Source organism: Alteribacter natronophilus (genome assembly GCF_006007885.1).
Classification (GTDB): domain Bacteria; phylum Bacillota; class Bacilli; order Bacillales; family Salisediminibacteriaceae; genus Alteribacter; species Alteribacter natronophilus.
In genome coordinates this window covers 23,057-40,896 of the sequence record NZ_VCRO01000008.1, presented here as the reverse complement: position 1 = coordinate 40,896, position 17,840 = coordinate 23,057, and the positions used below count along the sequence as shown (strand labels likewise).

At 49.9% G+C, this 17,840-nt stretch carries 17 protein-coding genes; all 17 read left to right on the top strand.

Annotated elements, in window-relative coordinates:
* Nucleotides 1–2 precede the first annotated feature (2 nt).
* The 17 genes from ispE (at nt 3) to FGB90_RS18855 (ending at nt 17,634) form a co-directional block, all read left to right on the top strand.
* Nucleotides 3–875: a 4-(cytidine 5'-diphospho)-2-C-methyl-D-erythritol kinase gene (gene ispE / locus FGB90_RS18935; protein WP_138812425.1), complete on the top strand. Its 873-nt coding sequence runs from the start codon at nt 3–5 to the stop codon at nt 873–875.
* Nucleotides 876–1,062: 187 nt separating this feature from the next.
* A complete protein-coding gene (gene purR, locus FGB90_RS18930) occupies nt 1,063–1,881 on the top strand; it encodes a pur operon repressor (protein ID WP_138812448.1) in 819 nt (272 codons plus the stop codon).
* A 344-nt stretch (nt 1,882–2,225) separates the two neighbouring features.
* Nucleotides 2,226–2,519: a septation regulator SpoVG gene (gene spoVG, locus FGB90_RS18925; protein WP_138812424.1), complete on the top strand. Its 294-nt coding sequence runs from the start codon at nt 2,226–2,228 to the stop codon at nt 2,517–2,519.
* A gap of 519 nt (nt 2,520–3,038) precedes the next feature.
* Nucleotides 3,039–4,412 (top strand): bifunctional UDP-N-acetylglucosamine diphosphorylase/glucosamine-1-phosphate N-acetyltransferase GlmU, encoded by a 1,374-nt coding sequence (gene glmU / locus FGB90_RS18920; protein WP_138812423.1) that lies wholly within the window; start codon nt 3,039–3,041, stop codon nt 4,410–4,412.
* Between the two features lie 81 nt (nt 4,413–4,493).
* Nucleotides 4,494–5,444, top strand: coding sequence for a ribose-phosphate diphosphokinase (locus FGB90_RS18915; protein WP_138812422.1), 951 nt, complete (start codon nt 4,494–4,496; stop codon nt 5,442–5,444).
* Between the two features lie 178 nt (nt 5,445–5,622).
* Nucleotides 5,623–6,267, top strand: coding sequence for a 50S ribosomal protein L25/general stress protein Ctc (locus tag FGB90_RS18910; RefSeq protein WP_138812421.1), 645 nt, complete (start codon nt 5,623–5,625; stop codon nt 6,265–6,267).
* A gap of 150 nt (nt 6,268–6,417) precedes the next feature.
* Entirely contained in the window at nt 6,418–6,975 is a 558-nt protein-coding gene (pth, locus tag FGB90_RS18905) for an aminoacyl-tRNA hydrolase (protein WP_138812447.1), read from the top strand.
* Nucleotides 6,976–7,069: 94 nt separating this feature from the next.
* On the top strand, nt 7,070–7,300 hold the full coding sequence (gene fin, locus FGB90_RS18900; RefSeq protein ID WP_138812420.1) for an anti-sigma-F factor Fin: 231 nt from the start codon (nt 7,070–7,072) through the stop codon (nt 7,298–7,300).
* Nucleotides 7,301–7,543: 243 nt separating this feature from the next.
* Nucleotides 7,544–11,104, top strand: a complete 3,561-nt coding sequence (mfd, locus tag FGB90_RS18895) for a transcription-repair coupling factor (protein WP_138812419.1) — start codon at nt 7,544–7,546, stop codon at nt 11,102–11,104.
* Nucleotides 11,105–11,491: 387 nt separating this feature from the next.
* Nucleotides 11,492–12,031, top strand: coding sequence for a stage V sporulation protein T (gene spoVT / locus FGB90_RS18890; RefSeq protein ID WP_138812418.1), 540 nt, complete (start codon nt 11,492–11,494; stop codon nt 12,029–12,031).
* A 136-nt stretch (nt 12,032–12,167) separates the two neighbouring features.
* Complete coding sequence (locus FGB90_RS18885; RefSeq protein ID WP_138812417.1) at nt 12,168–13,853, top strand: putative polysaccharide biosynthesis protein; 1,686 nt, start codon at nt 12,168–12,170, stop codon at nt 13,851–13,853.
* On the top strand, nt 13,850–15,316 hold the full coding sequence (gene yabN, locus FGB90_RS18880) for a bifunctional methyltransferase/pyrophosphohydrolase YabN (RefSeq protein WP_138812416.1): 1,467 nt from the start codon (nt 13,850–13,852) through the stop codon (nt 15,314–15,316). Before FGB90_RS18885 ends, yabN begins: the two co-directional genes overlap by 4 nt.
* 131 nt (nt 15,317–15,447) lie before the next feature.
* On the top strand, nt 15,448–15,729 hold the full coding sequence (locus tag FGB90_RS18875) for an RNA-binding S4 domain-containing protein (RefSeq protein ID WP_138812415.1): 282 nt from the start codon (nt 15,448–15,450) through the stop codon (nt 15,727–15,729).
* Nucleotides 15,730–15,872: 143 nt separating this feature from the next.
* Nucleotides 15,873–16,157: a sporulation protein YabP gene (gene yabP / locus FGB90_RS18870; protein WP_138812446.1), complete on the top strand. Its 285-nt coding sequence runs from the start codon at nt 15,873–15,875 to the stop codon at nt 16,155–16,157.
* Nucleotides 16,154–16,750, top strand: a complete 597-nt coding sequence (gene yabQ / locus FGB90_RS18865) for a spore cortex biosynthesis protein YabQ (protein ID WP_138812414.1) — start codon at nt 16,154–16,156, stop codon at nt 16,748–16,750. Before yabP ends, yabQ begins: the two co-directional genes overlap by 4 nt.
* Nucleotides 16,751–16,755: 5 nt before the next feature.
* Complete coding sequence (locus FGB90_RS18860; RefSeq protein ID WP_138812413.1) at nt 16,756–17,136, top strand: FtsB family cell division protein; 381 nt, start codon at nt 16,756–16,758, stop codon at nt 17,134–17,136.
* A 72-nt stretch (nt 17,137–17,208) separates the two neighbouring features.
* On the top strand, nt 17,209–17,634 hold the full coding sequence (locus tag FGB90_RS18855; RefSeq protein WP_138812412.1) for a S1 domain-containing RNA-binding protein: 426 nt from the start codon (nt 17,209–17,211) through the stop codon (nt 17,632–17,634).
* The last annotated feature ends 206 nt before the right edge of the window (nt 17,635–17,840 follow it).

Below are 17,840 nucleotides of genomic sequence, written 5' to 3'. Positions count from 1 at the left end.
GAATGCAGCTTGTTGAAAAAGCGCCGGCCAAAATTAATCTGACCCTCGATGTGATTGGTAAACGCCCGGACGGGTACCATGAAGTGGAAATGGTAATGACTACGGTTGATCTCGCCGACCGGATTCACCTGACCCTTCGGAATGACAGAGCCATTACAGTTGAGGTGGACAAAGGCTTTGTCCCTGGTAACGAACAGAACCTTGCCTATCAGGCAGCGAAGCTTCTGCAGGATCGATACGCTGTTAACAGCGGAGTACATATTTACATTGAAAAAAACATACCCGTCTCGGCAGGCCTTGCCGGGGGAAGTACGGATGCAGCAGCAACGTTCAGAGGGCTGAACAGACTGTGGAATCTTGACGCTTCAATAGACGAACTGGCTGAGTACGGTGCTGAAATCGGCTCGGATGTCCCTTTCTGTGTGTATGGAGGAACAGCGATTGCCCGGGGAAGAGGGGAAAAGCTTGAGCATATCCCTTCCCCGCCGCCGTGCTGGGTCGTTCTCGTAAAGCCGCCGATGGGTGCTTCCACAAAGGACATCTACGGGAAACTGGACCTGAAAAATCTTAAGCACCCTGATACCGGTGCGGTCGTTGATGCGATCAGAGAAAGGAATTTTCCTGCCATTTGTGCCGGTCTCGGCAATGCGATGGAGGATGCCACGTTCGGACTTTATCCTGAAGTTAAAAGTCTGAAGGAGAGAGTGAAAAGCTTCGGGGCTGACGGTGTTCTCATGAGCGGGAGCGGTCCCACTGTGTATGCCCTTCTTCAGAATGAGTCGAGAGCAGAAAGAATTTACAATGGGCTGAAAGGCTTTGTAGAGCAGGTGTTTATGGTCAGGCTCCTCGGTTCAGGGCACCGGCATGATCGGTGAAACTGCGAAAGTTCACAGGGAAATCTCTGTTTTTCAATAATACGAAGTGCAGGCGTTGCGGACACAATTTTGAAGTTTCCCTCCGGGGAATGGTTTCTTACTTCGGGATCGATTTGTAAAATCCGAATAAAAATGATATATTCACTTTAAACATTCGGTTTTTTGGAGACGGAGGTACGTGGTGTTGATGAAATTTCGCAGAAGCGGGCGGCTGGTGGATATGACTCATTATCTGATGGAGCATCCTCACCGGCAGGTTCCCCTTACTTACTTTTCAGAGCGGTATCAGTCCGCAAAGTCATCTATAAGTGAAGACCTGTCCATTATTAAGGATGTATTTGAATCCAGGGGAGTCGGAAGACTGGAAACGGCAGCCGGAGCCTCGGGAGGCGTCGTGTTTATTCCGTCAGCGGATGAGGAATACACGAAAGAAGTTCTGGGCGGTCTCTGTTCCAGGCTTGAGGACCCGGATCGTCTTCTTCCCGGCGGTTATCTTTATATGATGGACATCATCGGAGATCCTGCACTTGTGAAGGAAATCGGCCGTATTTTTGCCTCTCATTACCGTGATGCAAAGGTGGATGCAGTAATGACGATGGCTACGAAGGGCATTCCTCTTGCATACGCTGTAGCGGGCTACCTCAACGTGCCTGTCAGCATTGTCCGGCATGAGCACAGGATTACGGAAGGATCAATTGTGAGCATCAATTATGTATCCGGCTCGAAAAAGCGGATTCAGACGATGTCCCTTGCAAGAAGAAGTCTCAAGCCGGAGTCCAACGTGCTTATTATTGATGACTTCATGAAAGCCGGAGGCACGATCAGGGGAATGACTGATCTTGTGCGGGAATTTCAATCGACTGTGGCTGGAATCGGTGTTCTTACGGAAGCCACCCATGAGGAAGAACCCCTCGTGGATGATTATGTCTCCCTGACACGGCTGTCAGGCGTCGATGAGCGGGGAAGCAGAATTAAAGTGGTGACAGGAAATATATTTGACCGGTAAATAACGGGTCCGAAACGTCTACAGACGTTCCGGGCTCTTTTTTAGGAGGCTTACAGGACGGCCTCCTCTTTGCTATACCTTAACGGCAGCCGGTTGGGCGGAACAGTCAGTGAAATTCTCAGTGTCGCCGGCGGCGTTGTGCTGTAAAATTCCCGGTTAAGGAAGATGTCCCGCCAGGCTCGCGAGAGGCAGCCAGGTCCGGGGCACCCTTTCCTGCAGGCAAATGAAAGGAAGAGATACCGTTTTCATTTTTTATATTTTTCTAAAAAAATAGAAGGATATTTCCAACTGGTGTTGAAATTGTAACTTAAGAATTTATCTTAACGTAAAAGGTGGTGACAGATATGGAAGTAACAGATGTGAGACTTCGCCGTGTGAATACGGAAGGTCGTATGCTCGCCATCGCATCTATTACCATCGATGAAGAGTTTGTTGTGCATGACATTCGTGTAATAGACGGAAACAATGGCATGTTTGTAGCCATGCCGAGCAAGCGTACGCCGGACGGGGAATTCCGCGATATCGCCCATCCGATTTCATCTGGTACACGGGAAAAGATTCAGACAGCAGTCCTGGCTGAATACGAACGTGCCGGTGCCGAAGAAGAAGTGGAATATGAAGAAGCAGGAGCTTCCTAAAAACAGATGTGCATCATAACCCGGCCACCGGATCTGACGGCCGGGTTATTTTTATGTATCGCTCTTTTTTCGCAGGCTCTGTTAAACCTTAATGTTGATATTTAAAAGTTGATTGGAGCGAACGCGCGACACTCCTGCGGGAAAAGCACCGACGGAAGACCCCGCAGGGTGGTTTTCCCGAGGAGGCTGCAGTGGTGCCCGCGGAAAGGGAGCGCAGTGAGCGGAAAACAACAACGATAAAGCTCTTTGCAGGAGGACGCTTTCCGCGGGCAGATCTGGAGCAGCCGGCTGACAATCCTGTAATCCCTTCTGAAATCAGCGGAAACAGCTTATTTTACATAACCAGCTGCACGGTCACCCCGGATGACGAACGGGGTGACCGTCCCCCCTTTTCCCCTGCCATTTTACCCACTCTCTCCCAAAAGCCGTGGAAAACCTCGTAATCTACCACCTTACCTTGAAATATCACGGGTTTTAGGATATATTCGTTAGTGGAAAAACGCACCCTGGAGGTATTGTATGTCTAAACGGTTCGCGGTTATTTTAGCCGCAGGTAAAGGAACGAGAATGAAGTCCGACTTGTATAAAGTGCTGCATCCTGTATGCGGTAAAGCCATGGTTCAGCACGTAGTGGACGAGCTTAAAGGATGTAACGTTGAAAAGACCATCGCTGTAACCGGTCACGGGGCTGAAATGGTAAAAGAACGTCTGGGCAGTGACGCAGAGTACGTACTGCAGGAAGAACAGCTCGGAACAGGACATGCTGTCATGCAGACAGAGTCTTTACTTGCGGGTGAAAAAGGAACCACAGTGGTGCTGTGCGGAGATACCCCTCTCCTGACACAGGCAACCATCGATGCCCTTCTTGCCTATCATGAGCAGGAAGGTGCGAAAGCGACAGTTCTGACAGCAAAAGCAGACGATCCGTCAGGGTACGGCCGGGTAATCCGGGATGAAAATGACGCTGTTAAACGAATCGTAGAGCATAAAGATGCGAATACTGAAGAACGTCTTGTAAAAGAGATCAATACAGGAACCTACTGTTTTGACAACGAAGCTCTCTTTGAGGCTCTCAGCCACGTTACAAACGACAACGTGCAGGGAGAGTACTACCTGCCGGACGTGATCGAGATTCTTCAGAAAAGAGGGGAACTGATCGGGGCATACCAGACAGGTGACTTCGATGAAACAATGGGTGTGAATGACCGTGTGGCACTCAGCCGGGCGGAACAGGTAATGCAGAAGCGCATTAACGAAGCTCATATGCGTAACGGTGCCGGCATGATTGACCCTTCCAGCACCTATATTCACGCCGAAGTGAAGATCGGGAAAGACACACTCATTTATCCCGGCACGGTCATAGAAGGTCCGACAGAAATCGGCGACCAGTGTGTCATCGGTCCCCATACAGAAATTAAAAATGCCCGAATTGGTGACGGCACCACGGTTAAACAGTCGGTTGTTCACGACAGTGAGGTTGGAAAAGGTGTGGCGATCGGTCCGTTTTCCCACATCCGCCCCCAGTCCGACATTGGAGATGACGCGCGAATCGGCAACTTTGTTGAAATCAAGAAGACTTCAATGGGAACAGGAAGCAAAGCCTCCCACCTCAGCTATCTCGGCGATGCGGAAATCGGCAGCGGGGTAAATGTAGGATGCGGTTCCATTACCGTGAATTACGACGGTAAGAACAAGCATCTGACGAAGATTGAAGATGGCGCCTTTATCGGCTGCAACTCCAATCTGATTGCACCTGTGACAGTCGGAGAAGGGGCCTACGTGGCAGCCGGATCGACGATCACTGATGACGTGCCTGGTGAAGCTCTCGCTATTGCACGGGAACGTCAGACAGTCAAGGAAAATTACGTTAAGGACAGAATGAACAGAAAATAACAGTGCAGACTGTGAATCATTCAATGCTCTATTGGCGTCCCGGAGACGTCCATTCTAACCATTATGGGGGTAAGTGCACTTATGGCAGAGTACGGCAACGGAAAAGTAAAAGTATTTACATTGAATTCAAACCCGGAACTTGCACATGAAATTACGGAACATATCGGCGTTGAAATGGGCAAGAGCTCCGTTTCCCGCTTCAGTGACGGCGAGATTCAGATTAATATCGAAGAAAGTATCCGCGGCTGCGACACTTACGTGATTCAGTCCACATCTTCTCCGGCAAACGAGCATATCATGGAGCTGCTCATTATGATCGATGCCCTGAAGAGAGCGTCAGCCAAAACGATTAACGTGGTTATGCCGTACTACGGATACGCACGTCAGGACCGTAAAGCACGTTCAAGAGAACCGATTACGGCCAAGCTTGTGGCGAATCTTCTTGAGACTGCCGGGGCAACACGCGTCATCGCCCTTGATCTCCACGCTACACAGATTCAGGGCTTCTTTGACATTCCGGTTGATCAGCTTGTCGGAGTACCGATTCTGGCAGACTACTTTGAATCAAAGCAGTTTGACGATGTGGTTATCGTTTCCCCTGACCACGGCGGGGTAATCCGCGCCCGTAAAATGGCTGACCGTCTGAAGGCGCCGATTGCCATCATCGATAAACGCCGCCCTAAACCGAATGTGGCGGAAGTTATGAACATCGTTGGTAATGTAGAAGGCAAAACAGCCATTATCATTGATGACATTATTGATACAGCCGGGACAATGACGCTTGCAGCCAACGCATTAGTTGAAACCGGAGCGAAAGAAGTGTACGCTTGTTGTACCCACCCGGTACTTTCAGGTCCGGCAATGGAACGTATTCAGAACTCCAAAATCAAGGAGCTTGTCGTTACAAACACCATCAGTCTTCCGGAAGAGAAGAAAACCGATAAAGTAACGACACTTTCTGTTGGTGAACTGCTTGCAAAAGCAATTATTCATGTTCACGAACAGCGCTCTGTAAGCAAGCTTTTTGATTAACTGATTCCATTATTAATCGTTTTTTCGAAAACAAATCAGGCCTGAACAGGGCCGGAAAGCCCCTGAACAGACGCAGACATCTGAGAGAGAACAGCAGGCATCAACCAGGGTTTGGTTTCAAATCATTCAAAGTTGGGTAAAACATTATACTGAAACGAAAAGGATGAGGTGACTAGACATGGCAACAGCATTGCAGGCAGTAGATCGTAAGGATTTACGAGGTTCAAGACTCAATAACATTCGTCAGTCAGGAGGAATTCCGGGAATTCTTTACGGAAAAGCAACGGAATCAACTCCGGTAACTGTAGATGAAATCGAATTTATCAAAACGTACCGTAAAGTAGGAAAAACGGGCGTATTCAAACTCGATAAAGACGGCAAAAAATATGATGTCATGATCTATGACATGCAGGTGGACCATATTAAAAACCAGGTTACTCATATCGACTTCTACGCAGTGGATATGAAGAGTGAACTGGATGCGGATATTCCGGTAAACCTCACAGGTGAAGCACAGGGTGCCAAGGACGGCGGCGTTGTACAGCTTGCCACTTACGAGCTTTCCGTACGTGCCCTTCCGGCGAACCTTCCGGACTCCATCGATCTGGATGTCACAAACCTTGAAATCAACGATTCCATTCAGGTTAAGGACATCAAAGGCGTAGGAGACTTCGAATTCAACAACGACCCTGAAGAGGTGGTTGTATCCGTTCTTCCTCCTACAGAGGAGCCTGAAGAGCAGGAAGCACCAGCTGGAGACGAAGGCTCTGAGCCTGAACTCGTCGGCGCTGATGAAGAAGGAGAAGAGGAAGAATCCAAATAATCCGACTGACAGAGATGAGGTATAACCAATCCGGTTATGCCTCTTTTCGCCTTGAAGCAGAAGTAGAAAAGGCGCCGGAATAAGGAGGCCGCTATGTTTTTCAGGAAATGGTTCAAACGCCCTGTCGAAGAAGAAAGCGAGGACATGGAGATGAAACTGATCGTAGGACTGGGAAATCCCGGAACAAAATACGACGGCACAAGACACAACGTCGGTTTTGAGGTCATTGACCACTGTCAGGATAAACTGAATATAGCCCTGTCCCAGAATAAATTTAAAGGTATATACGGATCTGCAGGAATGGGAGAGCGTAAAATCTTCCTTTTAAAGCCCCTTACGTATATGAACCTTTCCGGGGAATCCGTTGCCCCGCTGATGAATTTCTACAAAATGTCGGCCGATGACATCCTTGTAGTCTACGATGATCTCGACCTCGCACCCGGGAAAATCAGGCTTCGGGAAAAAGGCGGTGCCGGCGGACATAACGGAATGAAATCACTGATTCAGCACCTTGGTACGGATCAGTTTAAACGGATTCGTGTCGGGGTGGGAAGGCCGGATCCCGGTCAGGCAGTAACCGATCACGTACTCGGGCGTTTCGCCCCAGCTGAAAGGGACGAAGTCAATAAAGCGGTGGAAAAAGCAGCAGACGCATGTGAAGCCTGGATTGACGAATCCTTTAACCAGGTTATGAACAAGTACAACTGATTCTCAAGCCGTGTAACAGAACAGGAATAGCGGGACCTCCCGATGCTCATACTAGTAAGACTATGCCATGACTGGCGGCTGAGGGAGGATGACGATGGCTATTCATTATCAGTGCAGGCATTGTCAGCAGAGGATAGGTTCCATTCACGGACAGGATGCCGATACGGACAAGCTGGGCTTTGACAGTCTAACGGACGAGGAGCAAGCCGAGATGATCGAATACGATTCCCGCGGCGATCTTCACGTCACGACGATCTGTGAAAACTGCGAACAGACGCTTGCCGATCATCCGGACTATCACGAGTACGAGTCATTTCTTCATTAAAAAACGGGCAGAAAAAGGAAAGAAGCTTTGGCTGTAATGCCAAAGCATTTTTCTGCTGTTGCTGTCCTGTTTCCGATTCACTAGAATATAAATACACAAGGAACATAGGCGGACGTTTTCCGGGGGCAGAGCCCATCAAAAATATAATCAATTTAAACGACAGGAAACAGCGCAGCTGTATTCCTGAGAGGAACAATATCATCCAGAACAAACAGACAGGCTATGTTAAGGGGGGAAGAGGCCATGAAAGGTTTACTGGATTTATTCAGCCAGGGTGACGATCTGGCAAGCGTGGCCGACGGCATTGAGGCGTCCCTGTCCGAGCAGATGGTTGCCGGACTGACGGGATCGTCAAGGTCTTTATTTTTATCATCCATTTTTGGGAAGACCGGTCAGTCCCAGCTGATCGTTACACACAATCTTTATCAGGCACAGAAGCTATTTGACGATCTCACGTCTCTTGTAAGCGAGGAACGTGTGTTTCTTTATCCGGTAAATGAACTTATTGCATCCGAGATTGCCGTGGCATCTCCGGAAATGAGAGGACAGCGTCTCGAAGTACTGAATCACTGGACAGCCGGTAAGCCCGGAATCGTTATTACCCCTATGGCGGGCCTCCGCCGTCTTCTTCCCCCAAAACGGGTTTGGGAGAGGTGTCAGGCAAAGGTAACCGTCGGGGAAGACGTGGATCTCGACGACCTGCTCAGCCGCTTTGTGGCCATGGGCTTTACACGCTCGGCAATGGTGTCATCGCCGGGTGAATTCAGTGTGCGCGGCGGGATCATCGATTTGTATCCATTAACGGAGGAACATCCGATCCGAATCGAACTTTTTGATACGGAAGTCGACTCCATCCGGCATTTTGACGTGGAAACCCAGCGATCCCTTCAGCAGGTAAAAGAAGCCTGGATTGGACCGGCAAAAGAAGTGCTTCTTTTTGATGAGCATTATAAAAACGGCGCAGAAAAGCTGGAAGAAGCACTGTCAGAAACGCTCAATCATCTGAAAAACAGTGCAGCCAAAGAAAAGACGGCCGAAAAGATCGGTGAGGAAATCGGCTGGCTGAAAGAGAAGACCCCGTTTGATTCCATGTATAAATACATGGCGTACTATTACGGGGAAAAAGCGACACTGCTTGATTACCTCCCTGAAGGAGGAGCGGTATTCGTTGATGAAATCGGCCGTGTCCAGGAGATGGCAGGAAGTCTTGATCAGGAAGAGGCGGAGTGGCAGACAACGATGCTCAGCCAGGGAGCCAGTGTAAAGAATCTCGTTATCTCAAAATCCTGGCCCGATCTGATGGAGAAAACGAATGTGCCGCGTGTTTATCTGAGTCTGTTTCTGCGCCATGTTCCGTCTACGGCTCCAAAGAATATCGTAAACTTTCAGGCGAAATCGACCCAGAATTTCCACGGTCAGCTTCATCTTCTCAAAACCGAAGTGGAACGGTGGAAGGAAAGCGGCTACCGTATTCTGTTCAGTGCAGGGGAGGATGCCCGGGCCCAGCGCATGAAGCAGGTTCTGGCGGATTACGATATTGAATCGGCGATTACGTCCGCTGATTCCGAACCGGCCCAGGGCCAGGCGCTCATTACAGTCGGGCATCTTACTTCCGGATTCGAACTGCCGATGCAGAAGCTGATCGTCATTACCGAGGAAGAAGTATTTACGAATAAATCCCGCAAACCGAAACGGAACCGCCAGAAGCTGTCGAACGCCGAGCGGATCAAGAGCTACTCGGAACTTAAAGTCGGTGACTGGGTCGTACACGTGAATCACGGTATCGGAAAATATTTAGGGATTGAAACCCTTGATATCGGCGGAATCCATAAGGACTACATGCACATTACGTACGCGGGGGATGACAAGCTTTACGTCCCTGTGGAACAGATTGACCAGGTGCAGAAATATGTCGGTTCCGAGGATAAAGAGCCGAAAATGTACGCCCTTGGGGGCAGTGACTGGAAGAAAGTAAAGAAAAAAGTAAAGTCATCCGTTGAGGATATTGCAGATGATCTGATCAAGCTCTACGCAGAACGGGAAGCGTCCAAAGGTCATGCTTTCTCAAAAGACGGCCACGAACAGCGGGGATTCGAGCAGTCTTTCCCATATCAGGAAACAGAAGACCAGATTACGGCAATTGAGGAAATCAAGCAGGATATGGAACGTGACCGCCCAATGGACCGCCTTCTCTGCGGAGATGTAGGCTACGGGAAAACGGAAGTGGCTCTGCGTGCAGCATTCAAGGCGATTATGGACGGTAAGCAGGTGGCGTTTCTCGTGCCGACAACCATCCTTGCACAGCAGCACTATGAAACAATCCGCGAACGGTTTCAGGATTTCCCGATTAATATCGGCCTCATGAGCAGGTTCCGTTCAAAAAAAGATCAGAAAGGAACCATTAATGGGCTTGAGAAAGGATCGATGGATATCGTTGTCGGTACCCACCGTCTCCTTTCCAAGGATGTGAAGTTCAAAGATCTTGGACTGCTCGTAGTCGATGAGGAGCAGCGTTTTGGTGTAACACATAAAGAGAAAATCAAGCAGCTGAAAGCCAATGTAGACGTACTGACTCTCACTGCGACGCCAATTCCGAGAACCCTTCACATGAGCATGCTCGGTGTGCGGGACCTTTCGGTAATTGAAACACCGCCTGAGAACCGGTTCCCGGTTCAGACTTACGTGGTGGAGTACAATGAGGCTCTTACACGGGAGGCTATTGAACGGGAGCTTGCCCGGGGCGGTCAGGTCTTCTTCCTCTACAACCGGGTGGAGGACATTGAATCGATGGCCGATAAAGTGGCCGCGCTTGTTCCTGATGCCTCTGTCAGGTTTGCCCACGGTCAGATGACGGAAACGGAACTTGAAAACGTGATTCTCGACTTTCTTGAAGGAAGTGCCGACGTCCTTGTGACTACCACAATTATTGAAACCGGTGTGGACATTCCAAACGTCAACACGCTTCTTATTTACGATGCAGACCGGATGGGGCTCTCCCAGCTCTATCAGCTGAGGGGCCGGGTGGGCCGTTCGAACAGAGTTGCCTACGCCTACTTTACCCACCAGCGCGACAAAGTGCTTACAGAAGTGGCGGAAAAACGCCTGCAGTCGATCAAGGAGTTTACCGAACTCGGATCAGGGTTTAAAATTGCCATGCGCGACTTGTCCATCCGCGGAGCAGGAAACCTTCTCGGAGCTGAACAGCACGGCTTTATTGCTTCTGTCGGTTTTGATCTGTACTCCCAGATGCTCAAGGAAGCAATCGACGACAGGAAGGAATCGATCAAAGCCGGCAAAGATGGCCAAAAGCCCGAGCAGAAAAAGGAACAGCGTGATATTGAGCTGGATATTAAGGTCGATGCCTATATTCCTGAATCGTATATTCCTGATTCAAAGCAGAAAATCGACATGTATAAACGGTTCCGGAGCCTTCACTCCCAGCGTGATATTCTCGATCTGGAAAATGAGATGATTGACCGTTTTGGAGATTATCCGGAAGAAGTGGGGTACCTGTTCCAGGTGGCGAAAATAAAGCTTTACGCCCAGCAGGAAAGAATCGAGTCGATCATCGAGAAAAACAACGAATGCAAAGTGATTATTTCCCCGGACATGACTGAACACATCGATGGGGCGAAACTGATGCAGATGGTAACGAAGATTTCGCGGAAAATGAACCTTTCCATGACCGGAAATGCCATTACCATTCACTGCAAACGAAAAACACTCAAAGACGGGGAATATTTAAATTACCTTGAAACGGCCCTTTCCAGACTGGACGAAGTCAGAAAAGAGCCCGTAGGGTAAAGGTGAAACTGCCGGGAGGAATGTTCCTCCCGGTTTTTTCTGTTGTCCGGGAAAGATTTTTAGGGGAGAAGTCCAAACTGCACGCAGATGCAGTCAGGCAATGCACATGCAGCTCCATGCACCGGTGCCGGAGGAAGTGAAGAAAAAATCGAAAGAAGTGCAGTAAATCCAATGAAACACAGATAAACATGGACGCTTAAACAGAACCGGTATACGTCCCCTCAACTGCTCCTTTAAAGGGAATCGCACAATTTTATTCTTTAATTGGTGAATAGTTCTTTTTTTTAGTTGGATAATAAGTGCAAGCTAAAGCTAGCAGCTGAAAAACATTGCTCACACGAAACGAACATCGTCGTGATTACACCAGGAAAGTGAGGCAACGTATGTATGAAGGCAACTGGTATTGTTCGTCGAATTGATGACCTTGGCCGCGTAGTAATTCCGAAAGAGATCCGGCGCACACTGAGAATCCGCGAGGGAGACCCTCTGGAGATCTTCGTTGACCGTGACGGAGAAGTCATCCTCAAGAAGTACTCGCCGATCTCTGAGCTTGGTGATTTTGCACAGGAGTACGCAGAGGCACTGTATGACAGTCTGGGTCATCCGGTGCTCATTGCAGACCGGGATACTTACATTGCAGTGGCAGGCGGCTCAAAAAAGGACTATGCTAACAAAAGTATCGGGGAACTGGCTGAAACGGCAATGAATGACCGGAAAACGCTGCTGGAGGCAAATACGGGCGAATACAACATCGCAGGTGATGCGAAGGAAAACCTGAACGGCTACGTTATTGCTCCGATCGTAGCAGGAGGCGACCCGATTGGTGCAGTGGTCCTCGTGGCAAAAGACAGCGGGGAGATGGGGGACGTGGAACGAAAGCTCGCTGAAACAGCAGCCGGATTCCTGGCCCGCCAAATGGAACAGTAATTTATTCATAACTCATGAAAAGAAGGGCTCCCGACAGGCAGCCCTTCTTTTCTGTGTGCAGATTCCATGTGATATAATAACAAAATAATACGTGACGGAAGACAGGTTCTCCGCACAACCCGGGGGATCAGAGTTTATGAAAGAAACGGAACATCAGAAGGGAGACGGGGAGGGTCACAGCCGGACATACAGACAGTCCTTTCTCAGAGGCGCTGTTTACCTGTCTCTTGCGGCCGTGGTCGTAAAAGTTCTCAGTGCTGTGTACAAAGTGCCTTATCAGAATATTACCGGTGATACAGGGTTCTATGTTTATCAGCAGGTGTATCCTTTTTACGGAGCGGCGCTCGTCCTTGCTACATATGGATTTCCCGTAGTCATATCGAGACTTGTGGCAAACGAGTACAAAACGGGAGGGCACGGGGCTGTAAAAGAGCTTTTAACAGTGGCGTTTACTGCGGTGGCTCTCGTCAACTTCATTCTGGGAAGTCTGCTCCTTCTCTCTGCGCCGCAGCTGGCCGTATGGATGGGGGATCCGGGTCTGGCCGTGCCGCTCCGGGCTATGGCAGCACCATTTTTCCTTATGCCGTTTGTGTCTGTGCTGAGAGGCTACTATCAGGGAATGCAGTGGATGACACCATCGGCTGTTTCGCAGGTGGGCGAACAGATTTTCAGAGTGACGGCCATCCTCATTTTGTCAGCGTGGGCAATGGCGGAATACGGTCCGTATGAGGCAGGTACTGCAGCTGCAGCAGGATCCTTTTTCGGTGCCGCCGCCGCTCTGTTTATTCTTATTGCGGCAGGGCGGGGCACACGCAGACAATCAGCAGAAGGAAACCAGAAACAGCCGTTCATAAATGTGACATATATTAAATGGAAGAAACACGGAAGTGCCATTCTCAAAGGCGGCTTTTTTGTCTGCCTGAGTGCCATGTCGCTCGTGGCGATGCAGTTGATTGATTCACTTATGCTTATTCAGCTGCTGCGTCAGTCGGGGCTTTCTGTTGAAGCTGCGGGCACGGTAAAAGGGATTTACGACCGGGGCTGGCCTATAGTCCAGCTCGGAACGGTTCTTACTACATCTTTTTCATTAAGCCTGGTACCCCTTGTGGCAACAGCGGCTTTAAACGAAGACCACATCCTGCAGCAGACGTACACGGTGCGTGCACTGAAAACAGGTGTATTATTCGGTGGTGCAGCTGCAGTCGGACTTTTGGCGGTGATGCCGGCCCTGAACCCTATGCTGTTTACGGACACTTCCGGTGAGGCAGCACTGCAGTTGATCAGCTTGTCTGTGCTTCCTGCCTCAATTTTTTTAACCGGGGCAGCCATTCTCCACGGAGCAGGACGGGGGAAAAGCCTGCTGTGGCTTACCCTGACCGGACTTGCCGTAAAGTCTGCCGGCAATGCTGTGCTTGTACCTGCCTTTTCAATTAACGGAGCGGCAGCCTCGACCACCGCCGCATTTACGGTGATGGCTGCAGGACTCTGCTTCGTCCTGTACAGGATGGAACTGCTCTTACTTCCGGGAAAAAGGAAACAGGTTACGCAGCTGGCGCGCTGGACTGCAGCACTTGGATTAACAGCTGTGGCGGCAGCTGCCATTCAGACAGGAACATCCTTTGTCATGACAGGTGATACCGGTGCGATGGATCGGGCCGTCATGACCACAGCTGCTCTTACTGCATCGGCAGGCGGGGCTGTGGTATTTTTCATAAGTGCAGTCGTCATCAGGGTAATTACGAAAGAAGAGTGGCGTATGCTGCCTAAAGTCGGCAGTATAATGGATAAATTGGAACGGAAAAAAGGAGCTGACAGGCGATGACACGTACAATTACAGTAGTAGGTCTCGGTGCAGGGGATCTGGCTCAGCTTCCCCTGGGAAGCTATAGACAGTTAAAGGAAGCGGACCGTCTTTTTGTCCGGACGGAGGACCATCCGGTTCTTGATGATCTTAAGGAGGAAGGCCTGCAGTGGGAGAGCTTTGATGCAGTGTACGAAGAAAATGACCGGTTTTCAGACGTTTACGGAACAATAACCGCCTCTCTTTTTGACCATGTCTTGAAGGGTGACCTCGTCTATGCTGTACCGGGACATCCTCTCGTGGCTGAAGAAACCGTTCAGCGCCTGCTGTCGGAACAGGAGAAAAACAATGTGAAAGTAAACATCCAGGGCGGGCAGAGTTTCCTGGATCCGGTTTTCGCTTCGCTGAAAATAGATCCGATTGAAGGTTTTCAGCTCGTTGACGGTACTGCCTTAAACGGAGAGGAACTTGAACTTCGTCACCATATGGTTATCTGCCAGGTTTATGATACCTTTGTGGCTTCAGAGGTCAAACTGACCCTGATGGAGCACCTTCCGGATGACTACCCGGTAACCGTTGTGACTGCGGCAGGAAGCAGCGGGGAAAAGCTGGCTGAAGTACCCCTTTTTGAGCTGGACCGGGTTACGGGGATTAATAATCTTACGGCTGTATATGTACCGCCCGTGAAAGATGAAGCACTCCTCACGAGGGATTTTGCCCGCCTCCGTGAGGTAATTGCCACACTGCGCGGACCCGGCGGCTGCCCGTGGGACCAGAAGCAGACGCACGAGTCCCTCAAACCGTTTCTCATTGAAGAGGCTTATGAAGTCATTGAAGCGATTGATGCAGGAGACGACGATCACCTGGCAGAAGAGCTGGGAGATGTGCTCCTGCAGGTGATGCTGCATGCACAGATCGGGGAGGACAGCGGGTTCTTCACGATATCCGATGTAATCGGACATATCACGGAAAAGATGGTCCGCCGCCACCCCCACGTATTTGCTGAGGCGGAGGCAGACACGGCCGACTCTGTTGTCACCCAGTGGGAGGAAATAAAAAAAACGGAAAAGGGAGAGACCGGAAAGGGTGAAGGTCTTCTCGACAGCATCCCTGCGTCACTGCCCGGACTGCTTCGTGCCTACAAAGTCCAGAAGAAAGCGGCTAAAGCCGGGTTCGACTGGCCTGATGAAGCACCGATGCACGAGAAACTGAGAGAAGAGCTGACCGAGTGGGAACAGGAGCTGGCATCAGGGAATACCGGTGCAGCGGCAGAGGAATTCGGGGACGTGCTCTTTACCATCGTGAACCTTGCCCGCTATCATAAAATCGACCCGGAAGAGGCACTGCGCAGAACGAACAACAAGTTTATCCGCAGATTCCGGTTCATCGAGGAAACAGTAGCAGCATCCGGCCTCAGCATGGAAGACCAGACACTCGATCAGCTCGACGCCCTCTGGGAGGAAGCGAAGGAGCAGGGGCTGTAGGAAGTACTGCAGGCCTGCACCGGTCTGCAGTCAGGAACAGCTGCTTTTATTTACACGGAAAACAAATCATAAGAAGCTTATAAACTTCACAAAAGAGACGATTTCATTCGAGGAGAAAGGGGAAATAGAAGATGAGAATTGATAAATACCTGAAAGTATCCCGGCTGATTAAACGCCGTACAATGGCAAAGGAACTGGCCGAAAAAGGCCGTATTGATGTAAACGGTCAGACTGCAAAAGCCGGAACGAATGTTAGAGCAGGGGATGAATTAACGATCCGCTTCGGCCAGAAAACCGTCACCGTTCAGGTGGACAGGCTGGAAGAGCGGGCAAGAAAAGATGAAGCCGGAACACTTTATACCCTCGTAAAGGAAGAAGCGGTCAAGCGGCCGGAAGACGACTGGCTCAAATAGCACCTCCGCCGGAAGTACCGGCGATTCATTTACATACGGCAGGCCTGTCAGGCTTGTTCTAATCCCCCCCTCCGGGACATAGACATGTTAGCAAACAGTCCTGGGAGGGGAAATCCATGAATCATTATAACGAGTATGTTCCGATGGGGCAGAGTCATAAACAGCAAAAAGACCACAACATTACGATGAAAGGCCGTAAGACGCTTGAAATTACCGGGGTCAAGCAGGTTGAAAGCTTTGATAACGAAGAATTCCTTCTTGAAACGGAGATGGGATATCTCTCAATTCGCGGCCAGCACCTGCAGATGAAGAACCTGGATGTGGATGAGGGGAATGTTTCGATTCAGGGCCGGGTGGACGACCTTGTTTATCTCGAGCAGGGACAGGGTGATAAATCCAAAGGCTTCTTCGGGAAGTTGTTCAAGTGACACTGGATGTTCAGTTTGAGACGATGCTGGTCATGACGGTGATGGGCATCTGGCTCGGAGCGGCCATGGATACGTATCACCGTTTTCTCGGCAGCCCGCGTCAGTTTCGCTGGACCCATCTTGTAAATGACCTGTTTTTCTGGTGCGCCCAGGGGCTGATCCTGTTCTATACTCTTCTGAAAGTAAATGAAGGAGAGATGCGTTTTTACGTTCTTCTCGCTCTGCTTCTCGGTTACTCCGCCTACCGGGCGCTTTTTCAGAAAGCATGGCGGCAACTGCTGGAATGGATCATAGGAACTGTCATCGGCATGTACAGGCTTACGGTAAAAATGATCCGCATCTTTGTGGTTACACCGGTAAAATGGCTGTTGCAAGTTGTACTAGCCTTATGTATGATAATAATATCCACAATATGGAGAATAGTGTGCTTTCTGCTTAAAGTCCTGACACTGCCCGTTCGCTGGCTTCTTAAAAAAGCGGGTGTACGGTTCACGTTCCTGGGCAGGTGGAAAGTAAGCATACTCTCCTGGACGGAAAAATTAATGTCCCGGCTGAAGCGGCTGACAGACTGGTTTAAAAAACGAAAGAGGTGAGGAACGTGCACGATCAGCGCAGAGAGACATTTGAGCGGCTGGCTTCTAAATACGCCAGGGAGCAGGAGCTGCTGCAGGAGCAGAAAAGAAGGAGAAGAAAAGGTCTCGTTCGCCGTATGTCCATATTTGCCGTTCTGATGACTGCTGGTCTGATCTTCACGGTCTACACGCTTTTTTCCCAGCACAGTACGATGCAGCAGCAGGAAAATGAACAGGCGGAACTTACTCAGCAGCTGGCGGAGCTTGAGCAGGAGGAACTTGCGCTCCGGGAAGAAAAAGAACTCCTCCAGGATTATGATTACATTGCCGAGATTGCAAGACGTGATTATTTCCTTTCCAAACCGGGGGAAACACTGTTCCAGCTTCCCCAGGCGTCATCGGATTGACACGTTTTGGTTTACCTCGGTATAATGTAAACATATGAATTTTTTCAACATACAAGGAGGAGCATTTTTTACATGTCGATTGAAGTAGGCAGCAAGCTGAAAGGTAAAGTTACTGGCATAACAAACTTCGGGGCTTTCGTTGAACTTCCGGGAGGCAAGACCGGTCTGGTCCACATCAGTGAGGTGGCGGACAATTACGTCAAAGACATCAATGAACACCTGACGGTAGGTGACGAGGTCGAGGTCAAAGTACTGAATGTTGAAAGCGACGGGAAAATCGGACTCTCGATCCGTAAAGCCAAGGATAAGCCTGCAGGTCAGCAGGGATCCGGGCGTCCCCAGCGACGGGGCGGAAGCGGTGCTCCGCGTCAGCCACGTCCGAGAACGATGTCTTTTGAAGATAAGATGAACCGCTTCCTGAAGGACAGCGAAGAGCGTCTTTCCACCCTCAAGCGCCAGACAGAGTCCAAGCGTGGAGGCCGCGGCGCCAAGAAGTAACTTTGCTGCTGAATTTTATATACGTTTAAAACACACTCATTTAAGGGGTGTGTTTTTTTATATGCCTGTTTTTAGCCGGGAAAAAGAAATGTCCCGGCTTTGCCATAGCAGACCATACGATTGCAGTAACGGTCCTCCCGGGACATGAAAATGGGATTATTCCCAGATCGCCAGAAAAACATTCCACTTTTTTTAGTCGCAAAAGA